The 23998-nt window shown below is 69.7% G+C and carries 16 protein-coding genes; 6 read left to right on the forward strand and 10 right to left on the reverse strand.

The genetic code is table 11. The features are described from left to right. The first annotated feature begins 109 nt into the window (after positions 1-109). Entirely contained in the window at positions 110-4150 is a 4041-nt protein-coding gene (hrpA, locus tag BM287_RS11015; protein WP_090039416.1) for an ATP-dependent RNA helicase HrpA, read from the forward strand. Positions 4151-4247: 97 nt separating this feature from the next. On the opposite strand, the gene BM287_RS11020 is transcribed toward hrpA, so the two are convergent. The 7 genes from BM287_RS11020 to BM287_RS11050 form a co-directional block, all read right to left on the reverse strand. Continuing rightward, positions 4248-5042 (reverse strand): SDR family oxidoreductase, encoded by a 795-nt coding sequence (locus tag BM287_RS11020; protein ID WP_244528166.1) that lies wholly within the window; start codon positions 5040-5042, stop codon positions 4248-4250. Positions 5043-5166: 124 nt separating this feature from the next. Further along, positions 5167-5943: an amino acid ABC transporter ATP-binding protein gene (locus tag BM287_RS11025; RefSeq protein ID WP_090039419.1), complete on the reverse strand. Its 777-nt coding sequence runs from the start codon at positions 5941-5943 to the stop codon at positions 5167-5169. Beyond that, the gene (locus tag BM287_RS11030; protein WP_090039421.1) at positions 5940-6923 is read right to left on the reverse strand and encodes an amino acid ABC transporter permease; all 984 of its coding nucleotides are present in this window, start codon (positions 6921-6923) and stop codon (positions 5940-5942) included. The genes BM287_RS11025 and BM287_RS11030 overlap by 4 nt, the downstream gene beginning before the upstream one ends. 5 nt (positions 6924-6928) lie before the next feature. Further along, entirely contained in the window at positions 6929-7828 is a 900-nt protein-coding gene (locus BM287_RS11035; protein WP_090039423.1) for an ABC transporter substrate-binding protein, read from the reverse strand. A gap of 231 nt (positions 7829-8059) precedes the next feature. Beyond that, a complete protein-coding gene (locus BM287_RS11040; protein ID WP_090039425.1) occupies positions 8060-8938 on the reverse strand; it encodes a sulfurtransferase in 879 nt (292 codons plus the stop codon). Position 8939: 1 nt separating this feature from the next. Next, positions 8940-9929, reverse strand: coding sequence for a ribonucleotide-diphosphate reductase subunit beta (locus tag BM287_RS11045; protein WP_090039427.1), 990 nt, complete (start codon positions 9927-9929; stop codon positions 8940-8942). Positions 9930-10050: 121 nt separating this feature from the next. After that, positions 10051-12585, reverse strand: coding sequence for a ribonucleoside-diphosphate reductase subunit alpha (locus BM287_RS11050; protein WP_170857519.1), 2535 nt, complete (start codon positions 12583-12585; stop codon positions 10051-10053). A 275-nt stretch (positions 12586-12860) separates the two neighbouring features. Between BM287_RS11050 and BM287_RS11055 the strand changes: the two genes are divergently transcribed. After that, a complete protein-coding gene (locus BM287_RS11055; protein ID WP_090039430.1) occupies positions 12861-14072 on the forward strand; it encodes an MFS transporter in 1212 nt (403 codons plus the stop codon). Between the two features lie 328 nt (positions 14073-14400). After that, positions 14401-15264, forward strand: a complete 864-nt coding sequence (locus BM287_RS11060; RefSeq protein ID WP_090039432.1) for a hypothetical protein — start codon at positions 14401-14403, stop codon at positions 15262-15264. Between the two features lie 485 nt (positions 15265-15749). Here BM287_RS11060 and BM287_RS11065 read toward each other — a convergent pair whose 3' ends face one another. Beyond that, positions 15750-16730, reverse strand: coding sequence for an aldo/keto reductase (locus BM287_RS11065; protein WP_090039435.1), 981 nt, complete (start codon positions 16728-16730; stop codon positions 15750-15752). Between the two features lie 150 nt (positions 16731-16880). On the opposite strand from BM287_RS11065, the gene BM287_RS11070 reads away from it, so the two are divergent. Both BM287_RS11070 and BM287_RS11075 read left to right on the forward strand, forming a co-directional pair. Continuing rightward, positions 16881-18059, forward strand: coding sequence for an acyl-CoA dehydrogenase family protein (locus BM287_RS11070; protein WP_090039438.1), 1179 nt, complete (start codon positions 16881-16883; stop codon positions 18057-18059). A 170-nt stretch (positions 18060-18229) separates the two neighbouring features. After that, on the forward strand, positions 18230-19342 hold the full coding sequence (locus tag BM287_RS11075; protein WP_090039440.1) for an aminopeptidase P family protein: 1113 nt from the start codon (positions 18230-18232) through the stop codon (positions 19340-19342). 103 nt (positions 19343-19445) lie between these two features. Here the strand turns inward: BM287_RS11075 and BM287_RS11080 are convergent, their stop codons facing one another. Next, positions 19446-19889, reverse strand: coding sequence for a DUF3054 domain-containing protein (locus BM287_RS11080; RefSeq protein WP_170857520.1), 444 nt, complete (start codon positions 19887-19889; stop codon positions 19446-19448). Between the two features lie 183 nt (positions 19890-20072). Here BM287_RS11080 and BM287_RS11085 point away from each other — a divergent pair, with 183 nt between their 5' ends. After that, positions 20073-22976, forward strand: a complete 2904-nt coding sequence (locus BM287_RS11085) for an aminotransferase (RefSeq protein WP_090039445.1) — start codon at positions 20073-20075, stop codon at positions 22974-22976. Here BM287_RS11085 and BM287_RS11090 read toward each other — a convergent pair. After that, on the reverse strand, positions 22915-23937 hold the full coding sequence (locus tag BM287_RS11090; RefSeq protein WP_090039447.1) for a LysR family transcriptional regulator ArgP: 1023 nt from the start codon (positions 23935-23937) through the stop codon (positions 22915-22917). The two genes, BM287_RS11085 and BM287_RS11090, sit on opposite strands and share 62 nt — an antisense overlap. Between the last annotated feature and the right edge of the window lie 61 nt (positions 23938-23998).

Consider the following 23998-nt stretch of genomic DNA (forward strand, 5'->3'; position numbering starts at 1 on the left):
CGGCAACGCCCCCGGGTGGGGTGCGTCCCGGGGCGCTCCGCCGCTGGGCCCGCGCCCGCCCGCGCGCGGCCCGCCGCCCGGCGCGGCGCCCGGATAGACTGGAGGGCTCATGTCGACCGCCGCGACCCTCCCCCGCATCCACTTCCCGCCCGAGCTGCCCGTCAGCCGGATGCGGGAGGAGATCGCGCACGCCATCCGCGACAACCAGGTCGTGATCGTGGCCGGCGCGACCGGGTCGGGCAAGACCACGCAGCTGCCCAAGATCGCGCTGGAGCTGGGGCGGACGAGCATCGGCCACACCCAGCCGCGGCGTATCGCGGCGCGGACGATCGCGGAGCGCATCGCGGAGGAGCTCGGCCAGCCGGTCGGCGAGCTGGTCGGCTATCAGGTGCGTTTCACCGACAAGGTCTCGCGGGCCACGCGCATCAAGCTGATGACCGATGGCATCCTGCTCAACGAGCTCCGGCGTGACCGGCTCCTGCGGGCCTACGACACGATCATCATCGACGAGGCGCACGAGCGCAGCCTCAACATCGACTTCCTGCTGGGATACCTCAAGCAGCTCTTGCCGCAGCGTCCCGACCTCAAGCTCATCATCACTTCCGCGACCATCGACCCGGAGAGCTTCGCCCGCCACTTCGCGGCAGCGGACGGCTCCCCCGCGCCGATCGTCGAGGTCTCGGGCCGCACCTATCCCGTCGAGATCCGCTACCGCCCGCTCGTCGCCGAAGCTCTCGAGGACGGAACGGACGACGCGGACGATCCGGACCCCATCCCGTCCGCCGACCGCGACTACCTGCAGGGCATCAACGACGCCCTCGACGAGCTGGCCCGGGAGGCGCCCGGCGACGTCCTCGTGTTCCTCTCCGGCGAGAACGAGATCCGGGATGCGGCCGACGCGATCCGTGGCCGCAATCTGCCCGGAACAGAGGTGCTCCCGCTCTACGGCCGGCTCTCGGCGGCCGAGCAGCACCGCGTCTTCCAGGCCTCCACCACGCCCGGAATCCGGCGGCGCGTAGTGCTCGCCACGAACGTCGCCGAGACCAGCCTCACCGTGCCCGGCATCAAGTACGTCGTGGATGCGGGAACCGCCCGGATCAGCCGCTACAGCACCCGCGCCAAGGTGCAGCGGCTCCCCATCGAGGCGATCTCGCAGGCGAGCGCCAATCAGCGTTCCGGTCGTTCGGGCCGCACCAGCGACGGGATCGCCATCCGGCTCTACTCGGAAGAGGACTTCGAGAGGCGGCCGGAGTTCACCGAGCCGGAGATCCTCCGCACGAACCTGGCCGCGGTCATCCTGCAGATGATCTCGCTGGGCCTCGGCGACATCGCCGCGTTCCCGTTCCTCACCCCGCCGGATTCGCGCGGGATCAAGGACGGCCTCGACCTGCTGACCGAGCTCGGCGCGATCAGCAGCGCGAAGAACGGAACGTCGGATGGCGCCAAGAGCGCCCCCGCGAACGGCGCGGATACCCGGCTCACACCCGTCGGCCGCCAGCTCGCCCAGCTGCCGATCGACCCCCGCTTCGCCCGGATGGTGGTCGAATCCAAACGCCACAGCACCTCCCGCGAGGTGATGGCGATCGTCGCCGGGCTGACCATCCAGGATCCGCGCGAGCGTCCGGTGGAGAAGCGCGGCAGCGCCGACGAGAAGCACGCGCGCTTCGCCGATCCCAGCAGCGACTTCCTCACTCTGCTGAACCTCTGGAACTATCTGGAGGAGCAGCAGAAGGAGCTCTCCTCCAGCGCGTTCCGGCGGCTGTGCAAGGCCGAGTACCTCAACTTCCTCCGGGTGCGCGAGTGGCAGGACGTGTACCGGCAGCTGCGGCAGCTGGCCAAGCCGCTCGGGCTCACCATCAGCGAGCCGTCGGTGAACCCGGACGGCATCCACCGCTCACTGCTCGCCGGGCTGCTGTCGCACATCGGGCTGAAGGATCTGCGCGAGTCCCCCACCGGATCCAAGAGCTCCGCTCACGGGAGCGCCCGCGGCCCGCGCTCGTCGGAGTACCTCGGCGCACGCCAGACCCGCTTCGTGATCTTCCCCGGATCCACCCTCGCCAAGAAGCAGCCCAACGCGGTGATGAGCGCGGAGCTCGTGGAGACCTCCCGCCTGTTCGCCCGCATGAACGCCGCCATCGACCCGGCCTGGGCCGTGCCCATCGCCGGCGACCTCTGCAAGCGGCAGTACAGCGAGCCGCACTGGGAGAAGGGCCAGGGATCCGTCGTCGCGTACGAGCGCGTCACCCTGTTCGGCGTGCCGATCATCCCGCGCCGCCGGGTGCAGTACGCACGGATCGACGCCGAGCTCTCGCGCGAGCTGTTCATCCGGCACGCCCTGGTCGACGGCGAATGGGACTCGCACCAGGCGTTCGACCGCGCCAACCGGAGGCTGCGCGCCGAGCTGCGCGAACTGGAGGAGCGGACCCGGCGGCGGGACATCCTGAACGACGACGAAGCCGTCTTCGAGTTCTACGACAAGCGCATCCCGGCGGACATCGCATCCACCCGGTCCTTCGAGGGATGGTGGAAGAAGGCCCGGCAGGAGACGCCGGACCTCCTCACCATGACCCCGGAGGCCCTCCTCGACGAGGAGGCTGCGGAGGTCGACGAGGACGCCTTCCCGCCGGTGTGGCGCCAGGGCGACCAGCAGCTCACCCTCCGGTACCGCTTCGAGCCCGGCGCGGAGGACGACGGCGTGACCGTGCAGGTGCCGCTTCCCCTGCTCGCCGGGCTCCTGCCGGACGGCTTCGACTGGCAGGTCCCGGGCCTGCGCCACGAGCTGGTCACCGCACTGATCAAGTCGCTGCCGAAGGCGATCCGCCGACAGGTCGTGCCCGCGGCGGACTGGGCGCGGCGGCTGCTCGGCGAGCTCGCCGGCACCGCCGGGATGCGCGCGCACGAAGGCGAGCGGCCCGCCGCATCCCTCACCGAGACGCTCGCGGCCGCCATCTCCCGCTTGACCGGCTCACGGGTCAGTGCGTCCGACTTCGACCTCGAGCGGCTGCCGGCGCACCTGCGACCGACGTTCGAGGTCATCGGCGAGCGCGGGCGGACCCTCGCCGGCGGCAAGGACCTCGGGGCGCTCCAGGACCGGCTGCGCTCTCGCGCCCGGGATTCCGTCGCCGCCGTCGCCGAGGCACGGACGCCGAACGCCCTCGAGCGCGCCGGGCTCACCACGTGGGACTTCGATGAGCTCCCGCGCTTCCTCGACACCACCCACACCGGTCCGGGCGGGACCCAGAACGTGATCCGGGCGTATCCGGCGCTGGTCGACGACGGCGGATCGGTGAGCATCCGCCTGATGGGGACGCCCGCCGAGCAGGCACGCGCGATCCCGGGCGGAGTCCGCCGGCTGCTGCTCGCCAGCATCCCGTCGCCCGTCGCCTATGTGCAGCAGCACCTCACCTCGAACGAGAAGCTCACCCTCGCCGGGAGCCCCTACCCGAACACGAAAGCGCTGTTCGACGACTGCCTGCTGGCCGTGGTCGACTCCGTGCTGTACCGGATGAAGCCGGACGGCCAGGTCTTCATGCGCGCGGAGTTCGAGGCGGTGCGCGACCGCGTTTCCGGGATCGTGATGGATGCGATGTTCGAGACGGTCGCGCTGGTCACGCGCATCCTCACCGCGGCCCGCGCTGCGGAGAAGGCGATCGCGGGGGTGACGGCGCTGACTTATCTCTCTGCGCTGAACGACGCCAAGGGGCAGCTCGGCGGCCTGGTCTGGGCCGGCCGGCCGGCCGCCGGCTCGGGCTCGGGATCGGGCTCGGCCTCGGGCTCGGCCTCGGCCTCCGCCTCGGGCTCGGGCTCGGGCTCGGGCTCGGGCTCCGCCGGGCCCGGGTTCGGGTTCGTCTCGGCGACCGGCCTGGAGCAGCTGCGGCACCTCCCCCGTTACCTGGCCGGCATCTCGCAGCGGATGCAGGCGCTGCCCACCAACCCCGGCCGCGATCGCGCGTGGCAGACGCAGGTGGAGACCGCCGTCGCCCTCTACACCGACGCCGGCGGCCGCATCCCTCTCGCCCCGGACTCGCCGCTCTCCCTGGTGCACGCGCGATGGATGCTGGAGGAGTTCCGGGTCTCCCTCTTCGCCCAGTCCCTCGGCACCGCCGAGTCCGTCTCCCTCCAGCGCATCCGCAAAGTCCTCACCCCCTGAACCGGTCACCCCCCACCGTCGAGTACACGATGATTGCACGCTCCGTCGGCGTGTCGCGTGCAATCATCGTGTACTCGACGGTGGGGGTCGTCGGGCGTCAGACGGGGAGGTGGAAGCCTCCGTTGGAGTGGAGGAGCTGGCCGGTGATCCACGCGCCGGCGGGCGAGAGCAGGAACGCGACCAGGTCGGCGGTATCGGCGGGCGTGCCGAGGCGGCCGAGCGCGGTCTGGGCGCGGAGGGACTCGGCGAGGTCGGGCGTCATCCATCCGGTGTCGATCGGGCCGGGGTTGATCAGATTCGACGTGATGCCCAGGTGGGCGAGCTCGACGGCGGCCGCGATGACGATGCGGTCGAGCGCGCCCTTGCTGGCGCCGTACGGCAGGTTGTAGGCGGTGTGGTCGCTGGTCAGCGCGACGATCCGGCCGGCCGGCGGCGTCAGCGGCACCCCGGTCGCCGGAGCGCGCCCGTCGGCCCCGAACTGCTCGGCGAACGCGCGGATCAGCAGCCACGTCCCACGCGTATTCACGGCGAAGTGCCGGTCGAACGCCTCCACGCTCGTATCGAGCAGGCCGCTGTCCACCGAGTGCGCATGGCTCGCGACCAGCGCCACGACCGGACCCAGTTCATCCCGGATGCGCGCGAGCGCCGCCGCCGGCGCGTCAGGGTCGGCGAGGTCCAGCGGCACGGGAAGGGCACGCGCCCCGAGCGATTCCAGCGCCGACGTCAGTTCGGCGTGTTCGCCGCTGCCCCACGGCATCGCCGCGTCGTAGCCGTCGAAGTACCCGAACGCGACGTCCCAGCCGTCGGCGGCGAGCCGCCGGGCGATCCCGTCCCCGATCGACCCGCTCCTGCTGGCGCCGGTCACGAACACCACCGGCCGCATCCCCCGCATCGCACTCATCCCGCGACGCTACCAGTCCCACCCCACCATCGAGTCCGCGAAGACTTGACGCGAAACGCCGTAGGAGCGTGCAGTCTTCGTGTACTCGACGGTGGGGCGGAACCGACGCGGGAGGCTAGAGCACCTTGGAGAGGAAGGCTTGGGTGCGCTGGTGCTGCGGGTTGCTGAGCACCTCGCGAGGGTCACCGTACTCGACGACGACGCCGCCGTCCATGAAGACGAGCTCGTCCGCCACTTCGCGGGCGAAGCCCATCTCGTGCGTCACGACCACCATCGTCATGCCGCTCGAGGCCAGGCCCTTCATCACATCGAGCACCTCGCCGACGAGCTCCGGGTCGAGGGCCGACGTCGGCTCGTCGAACAGCATGAGCTTCGGATCCATGGCCAGCGCCCGGGCGATCGCGACGCGCTGCTGCTGCCCGCCGGACAGCTGCGAAGGGTAGTGGTCGCCCTTGTCCGAGAGCCCGACACGCGCGAGCAGCTGCGTCCCGCGCTCCACGGCCTTCGCCTTCGAGAGCCCCTTCACGCGGATGGGCGCCTCGATGATGTTCTCCAGCGCGGTCATGTGCGGGAACAGGTTGAACCGCTGGAACACCATCCCGATCTCGCGGCGCTGCCGGGCGGCCTCCTTCGGCTTCAGCTCGTAGAGCTTGTCGCCGTGCTGGCGGTAGCCCACCACCTCGCCGTCGACCGAGAGCCGGCCCGCGTCGACCCGCTCCAGGTGGTTGATGCAGCGGAGGAACGTGGACTTGCCGGATCCGGACGGGCCGATGATGCAGAGCACCTCTCCCGGGTTGACCCGGAGGTCGATGCCCTTCAGCACCTCGTTCGAGCCGAAGCTCTTCGAGACGCCCTCGGCCAGGACCATCGGGGTCGTGTTCGTGTCGGTCATCCCTTGCCTCCGAGGTCGTTACCGTCCGGTGCGCCGGCAGCCGGGAGGGCCCCGGTCGCCATCGCGGGCTCGTTGCGGTCGGGTCGCCGCGCGTTCACGCCACGCGAGAACCGCTTCTCGAGGAAGTACTGCCCCACCATCAGGAGGGAGGTGAACAGCAGGTACCACAGCGACGCCACGATCAGCAGCGGGATGGGCGTGTACGTGACCGCCGAGATATCGCGCGCGACCCCGTACAGGTCGGTCGTGAGCGGGATGGCCGCCACCAGCGAGGTCGTCTTCAGCATCGAAATGACCTCGTTGCCGGTCGGCGGGATGATGACGCGCATGGCCTGCGGGATGACGATGCGGGTCATGGTCTGCCACCACGACATCCCGAGCGCTGTCGCCGCCTCCTCCTGGCCCTGGTCGACGGAGAGGAGTCCGGCTCGCACGATCTCCGCCATGTACGCGGCCTCGTTGAGGGCCAGGCCCACGAACGCGATGATGAACGCGTTCTGCATGAAACCGAGGTCGAGGTCGATCCCGAGGTGCGTCCACGGCACCCCGAGGAAGATGTGCGGGTAGATCAGCGAGAACAGGCCCCAGAAGACCAGCTGGACGTACACCGGGGTCCCGCGGAACACCCACAGGTAGAGCCAGGCGACCGACTTCACGACCGGGTTCGGCGAGAGCCGCATCACCGCGAGGATCAGTCCGAGGAGGACACCGATGATCATCGAATAGACGGTCAGCTGGAGGGTGACCAGCGCAGCAGCACTGATGCGCTTGTCGAAGACGTACTTGCCGACGTACTGCCAGCCGTACGCATCCCGGTTCGCCGCATCCACCACGAACCAGACGAGGAGCAGGATGAGGACCGCCGCCAGGACGATCCGCCCGGGGTGCCGGAGCTTGACCGCCTTGATCGGCTCGGAACGGCCCCCGGCCGGCGACGGGAAGGATCCCGTCGCCGGCCGGGCGGTGTTGCTCTGGGACATGAAGGTCAGCCCTTCGCGGCCGCGTTGAGCTCGGCGGTCGTGGCCGCGCCGTCGCCGACGCCCCACTTGTCGAGGATCTTCTTGTACGTGCCGTCGTCGATCAGGGCCTGGACGGTCTTCTGAAGGACCGGTCCGAGGGCCGAGCCCTTCTTGACCGGGAGGCCGTACGGTGCCTGGTCGAAGGTCTTGCCGGCTGCCTGGAGCTTGCCGCTGGACTTCGAGATGGCGTAGAGGGTGACCGGCGAGTCGGCGCTGAGGGCGTCCGCCTTGCCGAGGATGACGGCGTTGGTGGCGTCGTCCTGGTTGTCGTAGCGGAGCGCCTGGATGGCCGGCTTGCCGGCGTCCGTGCACTTCTTCGACTTGGCGGGGACCTCGTCGGTGTCCTCGAAGGTGGTGGACTGCACGGCGACCTTGAGGCCGCAGGCGTTGTCCGGGTCGATCGTCTTACCCTTGGCCGACGCCCAGAGGATGCCGGCGGAGTAGTAGTTGACGAAGTCGACCTGCTTCTCGCGCTCGGTCGTGTCGGTGAACGACGACATTCCGTAGTCGTCCTTGCCGCCCGTGATGCTCGGGATGATGTTGTCGAACTTCGCGATCGCGAAACTCGTCTTCACGCCCAGCTTGTCGCCGATGGCGTTGGCGAGGTCCACCTCCCAGCCGGCCGGGTTTCCGTTGTCGTCTTTGTACTCGTTCGGCGGGTAGGTGTCGTCCATGCCGACGACGAGCTTTCCGGCGTCCTTGACGCTCTGCGGCAGCTGGCTCGCGAGAGCGTCGTCCTTCTTCACTCCCGCGCCGGCGCTCGACGTTGAGCTGCCGGAGGGCGTGGAGTTGTCGACGCAGCCCGTGAGCGCGAGCGCTGCGAGGGCGGCGACGGCGACGATGGGTGTCGCGGTACGAATGCGCATGATAATTGTCGTCCTTCTTCCTGGTGCAGGAATGTGTCTCAGTATTGCAAGGGTAAGTGGAGGATACCGTAGCGGCGTAACCGCTTCTCAACACTAATTCGCGCGGAGAACAGCGGATAACACGCGCATTTCCGGCACGTTTCCGTCTTCCGGCGGCGGAAACCGTGTGTCCGGGCCCTCCACCGCGCTCATCGGCGGGCCGAGTCGCCGGCGTCGCGTGTCGCGGAGCGGTCAGTCCCCGGTCGCCACGGGCCGTGCGGGATCGTTCGACCACGCCGAGTAGGAGCCCGGATACAGGGACGGCATCCCGAAACCGGCGCTGACCAGCGCAAGCGCCTCGTGGGCTGCGGTCACCCCCGAGCCGCAGTACACCCCGACGCGCGTCCCGTCGTCGACTCCGAGCGCTCGGAATCGCGCGGCGAGAGCCGCGGGCGGCAGCATCCGGCCGCTCCCGTCGAGGTTGTCCGTCGTCGGCGCGCTGACCGCCCCCGGGATGTGCCCGGGCCGGGGATCGATCGGCTCCACCTCGCCGCGGAACCGCTCCGCTGCCCGTGCGTCGAGCAGGATCCCGTCGCCGGCCGCCAGCGCCGCAGCACCGTCGCCGTCGAGCGTGGGAAGGGCGCCGAACCGGAGCCGGATGCTGCCCGGACGGGTCACCACCGACCCCGTCTCCACACGCAGCCCTGCGTCGCGCCAGGCGGCCAGACCGCCGTCGAGCACCCGGACGTCCCGCACGCCGGCGTGACGAAGCAGCCACCAGGCTCGTGCGGCGGAGGTTCCGAAGGCGTCGTCGTAGACGACCACGCCGTCTCCGTCGTCGAGGCCCCAGCGCCGGGCCGCCGCCTGGAGGTCGTCCTCCTCCGGCAGCGGGTGGCGCCCATCGGTCGGTGCGCCGTGTCCGGCGAGCTCGGTCTCGAGGTCGACGTAGACGGCACCCGGGATGTGGCCGCGCTCGTACTCCTCACGACCGGGCGGACCGCCCAGCTTCCACCGCACGTCGAGCACCCGCCACGAGGAGCGCCGCCCGCCGGCGGCGCTCCAGAGCGACTCGGCGCCGAGTGCGACGTCCAGCGCGGCGGCGCTGATCAGCGGAGAGTTCTCCGTGCTCATGTCAGCGTCCGCTGGACGCCTTCGCGTTCGACTCGTAGGAGGTGTTGGTGGCCTCGAAGAAGTTCACCAGCTCCAGAGTGTCGTTGGCGGTCGCCATCCACTTGGCCGGGTTCGAGACCTTGTACTCGGCCTCGAAGCCCAGCTCCTCCAGACGGCGGTCCGCCAGGTACTTGACGTACTGGTTGATGTAGTTGGCGTTCAGGCCCAGGATGCCGCCCGGCAGCAGGTCGCGGTTGTACTGCTCCTCCATCTCGACGGCATCCAGGATCATCTGGCGGATCTCGGCGGCGAACTCCGGCGTCTGCAGGTCGGGGTTCTCCTCCAGCACGGTCAGGATGAGGTTGATGCCGAACTTGAGGTGCAGCGACTCGTCGCGCACCACCCAGTCGATCAGCGAGCCGAAGTTGCGCAGCAGGTTCCGCTGGCGGAACGACAGCGCGACCATGAAGCCGGAGTAGAACCAGATCCCCTCGAGGATGACGTTGTACGCCACCAGATTGCGGATGAAGTCCTGCTTGCCCTCGGTGGTGGTGATGTCCAGCGCCTGCTCGGTCATCCGCTTGATGAAGCGGACCTCGAACTCCTCTTTGCGCGCCATCGACGGGATGTCGACGTGCGAGTTGTACGCCTGCTCGCGGTCGATCGGGAACGTCTCGAGGACGTACTCGAACGACATGCAGTGGTTCGCCTCCTCCCACATCTGCTTGGCGAGGTAGAGGTGCGCCTCGGCCGCGTTGATGTAGGGGTACACCCCGAAGGCCAGCGCCTTGTTGACGAGCAGCTCGTTCGGGTTGAAGTAGCTCATCAGGAAGGTGACCGCGTGGCGTTCCTCGTCCGTCATCCGCTTGAAGTCGGCGATGTCCTCGCCCAGCTGGATCTCGTTCGGGAACCACGTGTTCGCGACGGCCTGGTCGTACAGGTCCATCGCCCACTGGTACGTGACCGGCTTCAGCAGCAGGCCCTCTTCGATTCCCGTTCCCAGAATCGCCATCGTGTTTCTTCTCCTCGTTGCTTACGGCCGGATGCGGTTGGTGAGGACTACTGGCAGGACTCGCACTGCAGGTCGTCCATCGGGTCGACGGGGACGTAGTAGTCCTCGATCTTGGTGGTGTTCACGCGTTCTCACCACCCGCGGTGCTGTTGGAGGTGAGGCCTCCGAAGCCGAAGCCGCGCCGTGCGGGAGCGGCCGGAGCCGGGGACGGAGCCGACTCGGTCGATCCCGCCGTTGCCCCCGCGGTTGCTCCCGCCGTTGCCCCCGCGGTTGCCGGAGCACCCGCGCCGACCGTCGCGAAGCCCTTGCGACCGCCGGAGATCTCCTCCGCCTTGTTGACCTTGACGGTCGACTGCTCGGCCTGGTGACGCGGCTTCATGTGGAGGTAGTACGTCGTCTTGACGCCCTTCTCCCAGGCCGCGTAGTAGATGTCCATCATGTCGCCGAGGTCGCGCGTCTCGAGGTACATGTTGCGGCTGATCGACTGGTCGATCCACTTCTGCGCACGAGCGGCCACCTCGATGAAGGCGTACGGCGAGAGCTGGAAGCTCGTCTTGAACGTCGCCTTCACCTCGTCCGGGATCTCGGCGATGTTCTGGATGTCGCCCTGCGACCGCAGGATCGCCTCGCGCACGTCCTGCCAGAGCCCGCGCTCCTGCAGCGTCTCGACGAGGTTGCGGTTGACCTCGAGGAACTTGCCCGACGAGGTCGAGCGGCTGAAGATCTGCGAGAACTGCGGGTCGAAGCCGGGGGTCGTGCCCGCGACGAGACCGATGGATGCGGTGGGCGCGATCGCCATGAGCGTCGCGTTGCGCATCCCGCCCTTGACCTTCTCGCGCAGGCGGTCCCAGTCGAGGCGGATGGTGCGGTCGACCGTGATCGGCAGGCCGCGGTCGGCCTCCGTCAGGGCGATCGAGTCGTAGGGCACGAGGCCCTTCGACCAGCGCGATCCCTCGAAGTTCGGGTACGCACCGCGCTCCTGCGCCAGGTCGGCGCTCTCATCGATGGCGGCGTACGAGACGTGCTCCATGATCTCGTCGATCAGGTCGTACGCCTCCTCGCTCTCGTAGCTGAGGCCGAGCTTCTCGACGAGGTCGGTGAAGCCCATGACGCCCAGGCCGATGGCGCGGTTCTGCTGGTTGGAGAAGTCCGCCTCCGGCACGCTCGAGAGCGTGATGTCGATCAGGTTGTCCAGCTGGCGGACCGCCTGGCGTGCGCTCTCCTCGATGCGGACCCAGTCCATCTTGCCGTCGACCAGGTGACGCGCCAGGTTGATCGAGGCCAGGTTGCAGACCGAGACGTTGTCGCGGTCCTGCGGCAGCGTGATCTCGGTGCACAGGTTGGAGAGGTGGATGGTGCCCGTGTTGTTGTTGAGGGCGCGGTTGTTGATCGTGTCCTTCCAGGTCAGCCACGGGTGGCTGGTGGTCTGCAGGCTCATCAGGATGTCCTTGAACTGCGCGCGGGCGCTGATCTTCTTGAACATCCGCAGGTTGCCGGCCTCGGCCTCTGCGACGTAGTGGGCGTAGCGCTCGGAGAACGCCTTGCCGTACAGCTCGTTGAGGTCGCCGACCTCCAGCGGGTCGAAGAGGTACCAGTCCTCGTCGTTCTGGACGCGCTTCATGAACTCGTCGCTGATCCAGACCGCCGTGTTCGCGGTGCGGGTGCGGCGGTACGGGTCGCCGGAGTTCTGGCGGAGGTCGAGGAACTCGGGGAAGTCGAGGTGCCAGTTCTCCATGTAGAAGCAGAGCGCGCCGAACTTCTTGCCGCCGCGGCTGACCGCGCGCAGGACCGAGTCGATCGTGTGCATGAACGGGATCGGACCGGTCGAGGTCGTGTTGTTGGAGCGGATCGGGGAACCCTGGGCGCGCAGCTTGGTGACGGAGAGGCCGATGCCGCCGGTGCCCTTGGTCAGCCACATCACGTCGCGGACGCTCTTGGCGATGTGCTCGATGTCGTCCTGCATCTCCATGACGAAGCAGTTGGAGAGCTGGGGGTAGGCCGTCCCGGCGTTGACGAGGGTGGATCCGGCGGCCAGGTACTCGAGCTTCGACATCTTGTCGTAGAACGCGATCGCGTGGCTCGTGGGGTCGGCCTCGTTGAGGGAGAGGCCCATCGCGATGCGCATCCAGAAGAACTGCGGCACTTCGAGCGAGTCGCCGTTGCGCGCCTTGATGCCGTAGCGGTTGTTGAGGGTCACGACGCCGATGTACTTGAGCAGCTCGTCGCGGGAGGGGTCGAGGTGGCCGGCCAGGCGGTCCAGGTCGAAGGCGGTGGTGAACCGGCCGTCGAGGAGCGTCTCGGCGACGCCGCGCTCGATGTACGGGCGGAAGCGCTCGTGGTGCAGCTCGACCAGCGCGTCCTGGCTCTCGTAGTCGCCGAGCACGCGCTTGTAGATCGTCTTCAGGAGGAGGCGGGCGGCGACGGTGTCGAACGCGGGGTCGTCTTTGACGTTCTGGAGGGCGACCTGGATGACCGCCTCATCCAACTGCTGCGTCGTGATGCCGTCGAACAGCGTGAGCTCGAGCTCGCTGGCGATCTGGGTGACCCAGGTGATGTTCTCGTCCAGTCCCTGGGCCGCGTTCTCGATGGCCAGATTGATCTTGTTGGCGTCGTACGGCTCGCGCTCGCCGTTTCGCTTCACGACTGTGATTGCCACTGTCTCTCCCTCTTCGATGTGCCGCGTGAGCGGCCCTGTGCAGCGGAGCTGCGTCCCCATGGAACCGTGCCGTCGAACGTCCGGACGGCCCTCCGGCTCTCTGTGCTCGACCACTATATAGCGGGGGTCGGACATTTCCATCCCCCCACATCTAGTGGGCGTGTCGTCCACAGGTGGGGACAACTTATGCACAGTTTCCACACCCCGCGAAGAGGGGACGGAACGCTGTGGACAGCCCCTGGACGCCCCGGTCCGGACCGATAGTGTGGAGCGTTGTGAGCACCTATTCGAGCCTCCTGAAGACGCCGGGCGTGTCCCGCATCATCGCGGCTCAGCTCACGGCGCGCTTCCCGTTCGGGATGCTGTCGCTCGCCTTCCTCCTCCACATCGAGCGCATCCACCACTCCTACGGCGCGGCCGGCCTCGTGCTGGGCGCGATGAGCATCGGCCAGGCGATCGCGGGCCCCATGACGAGCCGTCTGATGGGCGTGCTCGGGATGCGCGTGGTGCTGTGGACGACCCTGGCGTTCTGCTCGCTCGCCGTCGCTGCGATCGGGATCTTCGTGATGCCGATCCCGGTGACCATGGGGGTGGCGTTCTTCGCCGGCCTCAGCATGCCGCCCATCCAGCCCGCCGTGCGCACCATCTACCCGAAGATGGTGAACTCGCGGCAGCTCACTCCCCTGTTCTCGCTCGACGCCTCCGCGCAGGAGATCATCTGGATCGCCGGGCCCGTCGCCATCACGTTCGTCTCGACCCAGATCGGCACGGTCGAGGGCATCCTCATGTCGGTCGCGATCATGCTGGCCGGTGGATGCTGGTTCATCTCCTCGCCCGAGGTCGGGCGGGTGCGCATCCCGCGCAGCAAGCGGAGGTTCGGGACGGTGCTGGCGCGGCCGCCCGTGCTGCTCGCGACGGTGGTGGGCTTCCTGCTCATCGGCTCCTGCGCCGCGGTCGAGGCGGGCGTCGTCGCGACGTTCGGCGAGGGATCGCCGCTGGCCGGGATCGTCCTGGCCATCTGGTCCCTCGGATCCCTGGTGGGCGGTCTGGCGTTCGGGCACATCCCGATCGGACCGTGGGCGACGGCGCGCCGCATGTTCCTCGTCTTCGTCGGAGTCGTGCTCTCGACCTTCATGCTCTGGTCGTGGTGGGGGCTCTCGCTCACCCTCCTGATCGCCGGCGTCGGCATCGCGCCTGCGCTCGCGGTGCTGTTCGCCATCGTCTCGGCGAGCGTCAAGTTCTCGGACACGGCGGAGGCCTACGGCTGGGTCGGCACCGGCCAGCTCATCGGCGCGGCGCTCGGATCCGCCGGCGCGGGCTTCCTCATCGACGACGTGGGCGCCGTCGGCGCCTTCTGGGTCGCCGGCGTCCTCGCGCTCGTCGGCTTCGCCGTCCCGGCGCTCGCCCACCGCGTCCACCCCGACCTGCGCGGCCGCGACGCGTCCCCGATCCCGGACACGGAGCCGGTGGCCGTCCAGCCCTCCTGACCCGCGTCCTGCGCGCTCCGCGCGCGTCCCGTTCCCTCCCTCCCGCGCGCGTCCCGCTCCGCCCCTCCCTCCCTCCCGTGCGCGTCCCGCTCCCTCCCTCTCTCGCGCCTCCCGCTCCCTCCCTCTCTCGCGCCTCCCGCTCCCTCCCTCCCGCGCGCGTCCCGCTCCCTCCCTCCCGCGCGCGTCCCGCTCCCTCCCTCCCTCCCTTTTCGCCGAAGTGCTCGTTGTTGCACCCGACACGCCGTCGGCGGCTGCAACAACGCGCACTTCGGCAAGGGGGCTGTGGATAACGAGCACCAGTCGCGGCGAAACCTGGCACCCTGTGCGGATGGAACAGCAACTCGACCGTCCGAACGTCTCGTCCGTACGCCTCCCGCACGGCATCTCCATGGGCCGGTCGCGCTCGGCCAAGCTGGTCAGGCCGTTCCGCGGAATGCGGATCGAGCGCGATGTCGACAGTGCCGCCGCCCGCCTCCATGCGTTCGCCGCCCATCGCCGGACCGATTTCGCGTTCAGCCATTCGACCGCCGCCGCGATCTACGGCCTGCCCCTGCCATCCTGGTCGAGCGAGAGCATCCATGTCACTGTTCCCGCCGGCTGCCGGCCGCCAGTCATCCGCGGATTCGTCGGTCACAAGCTCGCCCGCTGGCATACGGTCGAGGTCGCGGGGCTCCCGGTGACCACTCCCGAACAGACCTGGTTGGATCTGGCGACCATGCTCCGCCACGACGACCTCGTGGTCGTGGGCGATCACCTTGTCGGCGGTCCTCATGCCCTCACCGATCGCGAACGTCTCCGGAGAGCGATCTCGGAATCTGCGGGACGCCGTGGGATCGGCCACGCCCGCCTGGCTCTCGAAAGCGTCAGGACCGGCTCCGAGTCGCCCGGTGAAACGCGCCTGCGCCTGACGCTGGTCCGCGCGGGGCTGCCCGAACCGTCCCCCAACTACCGGATCCTGGACGCCCGCGGTGCCTTCGTCGCACGAGCCGACCTCGTATACCCGGTGGCGAAGCTTGCGTTGGAGTACGAGGGTGATGTGCACCGCGTCGATCGCGACGTGTGGCGGAGGGACATCGCTCGCAGGGAGCGCGTCGAGGACCTCGGCTGGCGGATGGTGCGGGTCACCGCCGACGATCTGCATGATCCCGCTGCGCTCGTCGCCCGAGTCCGCCGCCTCCTCCGTACCCGCTGACCGCCGAAGTGCTCGACGTTGCACCCGACACGCCGCGCGGAGGTGCAACAACGAGCACCTCGGCGAAGCGCAGGCGCAGGCGAGGCTCCGGGCGCCGGGCGCCGGGCGCCGGGCGCCAGGCGAAAGAGGCGGCGGAGGCGCGAGCCGGCGGAGCCGCTAGCCGGCGGAGAAGCCGAAGTGCTCGAAGTGCTCGAAGTTGCAGCCGACACGCCGCGCGGAGGTGCAACAACGAGCACCTCGCCACAGGCGCGAGTCGGCGGAGCTGGCGGAGCGGCGAGCTGGTGGAGCCGGCGAAGGGGCGGAGCTGGCGGAGGGTCCTGAGACGCCGAAGTGCTCGAAGTGCTCGAAGTTGCAGCCGACACGCCGCGCGGAGGTGCAACAACGAGCACCTCGGCGAAGCGCAGGCGCAGGCGCAGGCGCCGGGCGCAGGCGCAGGCGCCGGGCGCAGGCGCAGGCGCCGGGCGCGCGCGCCGCGACCGGGGACGCTACCAGCGGGGGTGGACGGTGGCGCGGAAGTGCGTGTCGTAGATGCGGTGGACCGCGTCGTCGAAGCCGTCGGGGAGGCGGATGGATGCGGCGGCCGCGTTCGCGCGCGCCTGCTCGGCCGAGCGGGCGCCGGGGATGACGGTGGTCACGCCGTCCTGGGCGATCAGCCACGCGATCGCGGCCTGTGCCGGCGTCGCGCCCTCGGGCACGAGCGACGCGAACTCGCGCGCGGCCTTCACGCCCTCATCGAAGTCGACGCCCGAGAACGTCTCGCCCACGTCGAACGCCTCGCCGTGGCGGTTGTAGGTGCGGTGATCGTCCGCCGCGAACGTGGTCTGCTCGGAGTAGCGGCCGCTGAGGAGGCCGGACGCCAGCGGCACGCGCGCAATGATCCCCACTCCCGCATCGCGGGCGGCCGGGACGACCCGGTCCAGCGGCTTCAGGCGGAACGCGTTCAGGATGATCTGCACCGTCGCCGTGCCGGGGTGCGCGATCGCCGCGAGGGCCTCATCCACAGTCTCGACGCTCACGCCGTAGCTCTCGATGGCGCCCTCCGCGACGAGCGTGTCGAGCGCGTCGTAGACCGCGTCGCTGGAGAAGACCGGCGTCGGCGGGCAGTGCAGCTGCACCAGATCGAGGCGGTCGACGCCGAGATTGCGGCGGGAGCGATCGGTCCACTCGCGGAACTTCGCCAGCGTGAAGTTGGCCGGATCCTGCGCTTCGCGCCGACCCATCTTCGTGGCGACGGTCAACGGCAGTTCGGGATGCTCGCTCACGAACCGGCCGATGATCTGCTCGCTGCGCCCATCCCCGTACACGTCCGCCGTGTCGAAGAATGTCACGCCCGATTCCGCCGCCGCTTCCAGCACGCCGAGCGCGTCGTCGTCGGAGACGTCGCCCCAGTCGGCGCCGAGCTGCCAGGTGCCGAGTCCGACGACCGACACGTCCCGACCGGTTCCACCGAGGATGCGCTGTTCCATGTCACCAAGCCTATGCCGCTCGCCGCAGCGCCAAGCCGGGGAGCGGATCCGGGCGACGTACACGACGACATAACCCTCCACAGACACCGGTTCTCCACAGTTCTCAGCGATCCCTGCCGGGCCGGCTCCCGCTCCCTTAGTGTGAGGAACGTGAAAGAGCACCAGCACTTCCCCCCGGCAAGCGATCCCCTCCCCGACAACCTCCTTTCCCGCATTCACGAGCGTGCCGCGGGCTACGACCGCGACAACCGCTTCTTCACCGAAGACTTCGCGGAACTCGCCGATGGCGGCTATCTGAAAGCCTTGGTCCCGGCCGAGTTCGGCGGCCTCGGCCTCAGCCTGCAGCAGACCGCTCGTCTGCAATCGCGTCTGGCTGCCGCTGCACCCGCGACCGCCCTCGCGGTCAACATGCACCTGGTCTGGACCGGAATCGCGAAAACGCTCCGGGATCGCGGCGACGATTCCCTGGAGTTCGTGCTGCGCGAGGCGGGCGCCGGCGAGGTGTTCGGCTTCGGGCTGAGCGAGGCCGGCAACGACCTGGTCCTGTTCGGATCGACGACCGAGGCGCGCCCGGAGCCCGACGGCTCCTACCGCTTCCATGGCCGCAAGATCTTCACCTCTCTCTCGCCGTCATGGACGCGCCTGGGCACGATGGGACTCGACAGCACGAGCCCGGATGCTCCCCAGATCGTCTACGGCTTCATCGAGCGCACGGGCGGAGGATTCGAGATCCGCGAGGACTGGGACACGCTCGGGATGCGCGCGACGCAGAGCAACACGACGATCCTCGACGGAGCACGGGCTCCCGCCGATCGCGTGGTCCGCCGTCTCGCTCCCGGCCCGAACGCCGACCCGCTGGTGTTCGCCATCTTTGCGAACTTCGAGATCCTCCTCGCCGCCGTCTATACCGGAATCGGTGCGCGAGCGCTGGAACTCGCCGTCGAGGCGGCGCACCGGCGGACCAGCCTGAAGAACGACGGCCGTACCTATGCGAGCGATCCCGACATCCGCTGGCGCGTGGCGGAGGCGGCGATCGAGCAGGACGCACTCCTCCCCCAACTGGATGCGCTGGCTCGGGATGTGGACAGCCTCGCCGACCACGGCGGGATGTGGTTCCCGAAGCTCGTCGGACTGAAGGTCCGAGCCACGGAGACGGCGCGGCGCGTGGTCGACCAGGCCATCCGCGTGTCCGGCGGCTCGACCTTCTTCGCCGGCAGCGAGCTCGGCCGGCTGTACCGGGATGTGCTGGCCGGGATCTTCCATCCGTCGGACGCCGAGTCGGCACACAACACCGTGGCCAACGCCTGGCTGGGGCCGATCGAGGAGTAGCGCACGCGAACGACACACCCGGGGCACGCGAAGCGCACCGAAGGCACGCCAAGGCCGGTGACGCGCAACCAGGAACCCACGCTCAAGCAGGAACCCAAGCGCTAGCAGGAACCCACGCGCACCCAGGAACCCACGCGCAAGCAGGAGCCGATACGCAGGCAGGAGCCGACATGCAAGAGATCACGACCCGTCACTTCGCCGAGCGGCTGGAGCGCGGAGCGCAGCATGCGCGCGCGGCGGGCCTCGACGGCCTCGTCATCGCGCCGGGGCCCGATCTCGGGTACTTCGCCGACTACCTTCCGGCGGCGACGACGGAACGCATCACGCTGCTCGTGATCCCGGCGGACGGTGAGCCGACCATGCTCGTTCCGGCGCTCGAGCACGGCGACGCGGCCGGAACGCGCGCCGCTGACGCCATCAAGCTGGTCGACTGGCGGGACGGCGAGGACGAATACGTCCCGACCGCGGCGCTGCTGCGCCCGGACGGCCGCTACGGCATCTCCGACGCCACCTGGGCGATGCATCTCCTCGGTCTGCAGGAGAAGCTTCCGTCCGCGCAGTTCGGGTCACTCTCGCGCATCCTTCCGATGCTGCGAGCCGTGAAGACCACCGACGAGATCGACCGTCTCGCAGCGGCGGGAGCGGGCGCCGACGCGACGTTCGAGGACGTGCTCTCTCTTACCTTCGCCGGGCGGACCGAGCTCGAGCTCGCGGCAGAGCTCGACCGGCTGCTGCGTGAGCACGGCCATACCCAGGTCGACTTCACCATCGTGGCCGCCGGCCCGAACGGTGCGAACCCGCATCACTCGCCGGATGGCCGCACCATCCGGGAGGGCGACATGGTCGTGCTCGACTTCGGCGGCCTCCTCGATGGATACGGTTCGGACACAACCCGCACCGTGCACGTCGGTGAGCCGACGGATGAGGGGCACGAGGTCTACGACGTGGTGAAACGGGCCCAGCAGGAGGCGTTCGATGCGGTCGCCGTGGGCGTCCCGTGTCAGGAGATCGACCGGGTCGCGCGCCGCGTGATCGCGGACGCCGGTTACGGCGAGTACTTCATCCACCGCGTCGGGCATGGGATCGGCGTGACGACGCACGAGCCGCCGTACCTGGTGGAGGGCGAGGAGCATCCGATCGAGGCCGGCATGTGCTTCTCGATCGAGCCGGGGATCTACCTGCCGGGCCGTTTCGGCGTGCGTATTGAGGACATCGTGGTCGCTGCGGAGGATGGAGGACACCGGCTCAACAACACCAGCCACGAGCTGCACCTGGTGCGGTGACGCCCCGTGGCCCCGGCTAGCGAGCGACCTCGTCAGCGGCCCTGGCTAGCGAGCGACTTCGTCGACGGCCCCGGCCAGCGAGCGACCTCGTCGACGGCCCCGGCTAGCGAGCGACCTCGTCGACGGCGCCGACGGCGCCGATCGCGTCGACCGCGAGGCGCGCATCCGCCGCGCTCCGCCTCCGCCTCCGCCGCGCGATCGGCAGCCCGACAAGCCGCCAGCCCACGAGGAACACGCCGAGCACGACCGCCGCGACGGCGATGAAGGTCGGCTGGACGCCCTGTCCCGCGGAGGTTCGGAGCAACATCCCGAGCGCCACCGTCATCAACCAGACCGGGACACCAGCCCACACGATCGCCAGCGGCCGCCGCCAGGCCCAGGTCACGAGCCAGCCGACGACGAGTGCGACCAGGAACGGCCAGAGCGTGCCCACGATGCCGCCGACATTGTCCGCCTCGCCATGACTGCGCCGTCCGATGAGCACGAAAACCGTCACGAGGGCCGCATCGATGACAAAAGCGATAAGTGCGGTCCTCCGAGGTTTCACGGGCTCCACCGTACGTGGAGCCGCCGAACGTTCGCTGGGCGGGAACCGTGCCGATCCCGGACGTTATCCACAATCGGCAGCCTGTCCACAGATTCCAGTCGGGGTCGACACCGCGTCCGACACCGCTCAATAGACTGACCGCAGATCCGAACCGATCCGCCTCTGGCGAGTCTTGGAGACCCGTTGCCGAATTCCGACTTCCTCACCCAGCCTGCGCTCCCGCGCCCAGCGGTGGAGCCGAAGCACGCTGCCGCCATCGCAACGACGCATTTCGGCCTCGACGGCCGCATCACCGAGCTCGGCAGCCAGCAGGACCGCAACTTCCTCATCGACACCGGCGCCGGCCGTTATGTGCTCAAGCTCGCGAATCCCGTGTTCTCCGCCGACGAGCTGCGCGCGCAGAATGCGGCGCTCGCAGCGCTGGCCGGGTCGGGCGTGCGCATCCCCGAGGTCGTCCGCTCGCTCCAGGGCCACGAGCTCGTCAGCGTCGACGTGAGCGGGGTGGCGCTCCTCGCACGAGTCCTCCGCTACCTCGACGGCGAACCCCTCACCGGCGTCGAACGCCCGTCCCGCGAGCAGCTGCGGACTCTGGGGACGCTGTCCGGCCGGGTTGCCGGTGGCCTCTCCGAGCTCCGGCATCCGGGCCTCGACCGCACCACCCAGTGGGATGCGCGCATCAGCGGAGAGGTAGTGGACCTCCTCCTCGAGCACGTCGCGCAGCCGGCGAAACGCCGCGTCGTCCGTGAGGCGACGGATGCGGCACTCGCGCGCCTCGAGCCGCTGCGCGAGCGTCTGCGCGTGCAGGCGGTCCACGGCGACGTCACCGACGACAACATCGTGCTGGGCGAGGACGGCCCGGGAGTCATCGACTTCGGCGATGTCTCCGACGGCTGGCTCGTCGCCGAGCTGGCGGCCACCGTCGCGAGTGCGCTGCACCACCTCCCCGACGAACCCCTCGCCGTGCTGGAGGTCGTGGAGGCGTTCCACGCCGAAACCCCGCTGGACGCCGCCGACATCTCCGCCCTCTGGCCGCTCGTCGTCCTGCGCGGAGCGGTACTCGTGGTCAGCGGCGAGCAGCAGGTCGCCCTCGAGGCGGACAATGCCTACGCGGACGAGAACCGAGCCCACGAGTGGGTCGCCTTCGACGTCGCCCGGCGACTGGATGCGGACGAACTGGAGACGGCCATCCGGGCGCGACTCCGGGGCCCCGGCAGCGAGGGGCGCGCCTCCGCCCGGCCCGCGTTCGGCCGGCTCGTCTCGATCGCCAGCACGCCATCCCACCTCACCGATCTGTCCGTCCTCGCCCGCGAGCTCGACGGCGGAGCCTGGTTGCACCCTGACGCCGAAGATGAGGTGCTCGCCCGCACCTCGCGCGAGCAGGGACACGCCCTCACCCGACACGGGGAGGCCCGCCTGACGCGCGCCCGCATCGACCGCGACCGGGCCTCCGCCTCGGTGGCGCTCGGGGTCACCCTCGACGCGCCGTCCGGCGTTGAGGTGACCGCTCCGTTCGCCGGCGACCTCTCCTGGACCGGCGCCGCGTGGCTGCTGGCCGGCGAGGGGATCGACCTCTGGCTGGACGGACTGGACCGGCCGCACACCAGCGCCGCCGCCCCGGCGACCACCACCGTCGCCCGCGGCGAACGCATCGGCACGGCCACCCGCCTGACCGCTCAGCTGAGCACCCTCCCGGGCCACCGCCCGCCCGCGTTCGTCACCCCGACCCTCCCCTTCGCCGTCTGGGCGGCCATCTCACCCGATCCGTCCGACCTCTTCGGCGTCGACCTCGCAGCGGCCACCGCGGACCCCGAAGCGTCCCTCGCGCGCCGGGACGCGACCTTCGCCACCGTGCAGGAGCACTATTTCGCGCATCCACCGCTCATCGAGCGCGGCTGGCGCCAGCACCTCGTCGATACCCGCGCCCAGACCTACGTGGACATGGTGAACAACGTCACCCAGATCGGTCACGGGCATCCCCGGCTGGTGGAGGCGGTCCGCGACCAGTGGGCGCGTCTCAATACGAATTCGCGATTCCACTACGACGAGCTGTCGCGTTTCACGGAGCGCCTCGTCGAGGTCGCCCCGGACGGCTTGGACACGGTGTTCCTGGTGAACAGCGGCAGCGAGGCCGTGGATCTGGCGCTGCGGCTCGCGCAGGTCCACACCGGACGGCAGACGATCCTCGCCGTGACCGAGGCCTATCACGGCTGGACCACGGCGGCGGACGCGGTCTCGTCGTCGCTCGGCGACAACCCGCGCGCTCTCGAGACCCGCCCGGACTGGGTGAAGCTCGTCGCCGCACCCAACTCCCTGCGCGGCGCGCATCGCGGTCCGGACTCGGCCGCCGCCTACCTCGCCGATCTGGATGCCGACCTCGCCGCGCTGGACGCGTCCGGCACCGACGTCGCCGGTTACATCGCCGAACCCGTGTTCGGCAACGCGGGCGGCCTCATGCTCCCCGACGGGTACCTGGCCGGCGTCTACGAGAGGATCCGTGCCCGCGGCGGCGTCTGCATCGCCGACGAAGTCCAGGTCGGCTACGGACGGCTCGGCCACTATTTCTGGGGCTCGGAGCAACAGGGAGTCGTTCCGGACGTCATCACCATCGCCAAGGCCATGGGCAACGGCCATCCGCTCGGCGCCGTCATCACCCGACGGGAGATCGCCGAGTCGTTCGCCGCCGAGGGCAACTTCTTCTCCTCCGCGGGCGGCAGCCCGGTGTCGGCGGTCGTCGGCCTGACCGTGCTCGACGTCATGCGCGACGAGGGACTCCAACAGAACGCCGCCGTCGTGGGCGACCACCTCGCGGCCCGCCTGCGCGAACTGGGCGAACGGCATCCACTCGTCGGTGCGGTCCACGGCATGGGTCTCTACCTCGGGATGGAGTTGGTGCTCGACCGCGAGACGCTCGAACCCGCCACGGCGAAGACCGCACTGGTGTGCGACCGGATGCTGGCGGAGGGCTGCATCGTCCTGCCCACCGGCGACTACCGGAACGTGCTGAAGATCAAGCCGCCGCTCGGCATCACTCGGGAGAGCGCTGACCGCTTCGTGGACGCGCTCGACCTGGTGCTGGCGACGCTGTAGGGCGGCCTGCGGCGGCGCCCGGTGTCCCGTCCGCGGGAACGCCCGGCCTCCGGCCTGCGGCAGCGCCCGGCATCCGCCCGGCCGGCGGGCGCAGCGTCCGGGCCGCTTGCTCGGCGATCGCTGCCGCGACGGTGGCGAGCGCGGTCGACCGCAGCGACCACTGGTGCCAGTACAGCGGCACCTCCGCGACGCGGGCGTCGTCGAGCACGACGAGGCGACCTTCCGCGACGAGGGCGTCGGCCTGGAGGTCGGGCAGCATCCCCCATCCCAGTCCCAGGACGGCCGCGTCGACGAACTGCGTGGAGGCGGGGATGAAGTGGCGCGGGGGGCGCGCGCCCGGTGCGAAGGCGTCCAGGTAGCGGTCCTGCAGCGCATCCTTGCGGTCGAAGACCAGCATCGGAGCGGCGGCGGCCGCGTGCGGCGTCCATCCCTCCGGGCACCACCGGGCGACGAAGGCAGGACTGGCGGTCGCGCGGTAGACCATGGAGCCGAGTGGATGCGCGACGCAGCCCTGGACAGGTTCCGGGTCGGAGCCGATCGCGGCCATCGCCGTCCCGTCGCGGAGGCGGTCGAGGGTGTGCTCCTGGTCGTCCACGACGAGCTCGAAGGCGATGCCATCGAGTCGTGCGAGGGCCGGCAGGACCCACGTCGCGAGCGAATCGGCGTTCACGACGAGCGGGACGGGCGTGCTCGCCGCGGACGCGTCGTCGGCGAGGGCGGCCGTCGCCTCCGCCTCCAACAGGGTCAGCTGCCGCGCCAGCCGCAGGAGGACGGTGCCCGCTTCGGTCGGCTCCACGGGCCTGCTGCGGCGGACGAGGACGCGACCGCTCTGCTGCTCCAGCGCCTTGATCCGCTGGCTGACAGCGGACGGCGTGATGTGGAGGGAGGCGGCCGCGACCTCGAACGTTCCGCCGTCGACGACTGCCGCGAGAGTTCGCAGGTGTTCGACGTTCGCGGTCATGAAGCGATGCTAACGCAGGCTAAGAAACCTGAGCTGTACTGAACAGCCTGCAGGACCTAGC

It is taken from the genome of Leifsonia sp. CL147 (assembly GCF_900114565.1).
Lineage (GTDB): Bacteria > Actinomycetota > Actinomycetes > Actinomycetales > Microbacteriaceae > Leifsonia.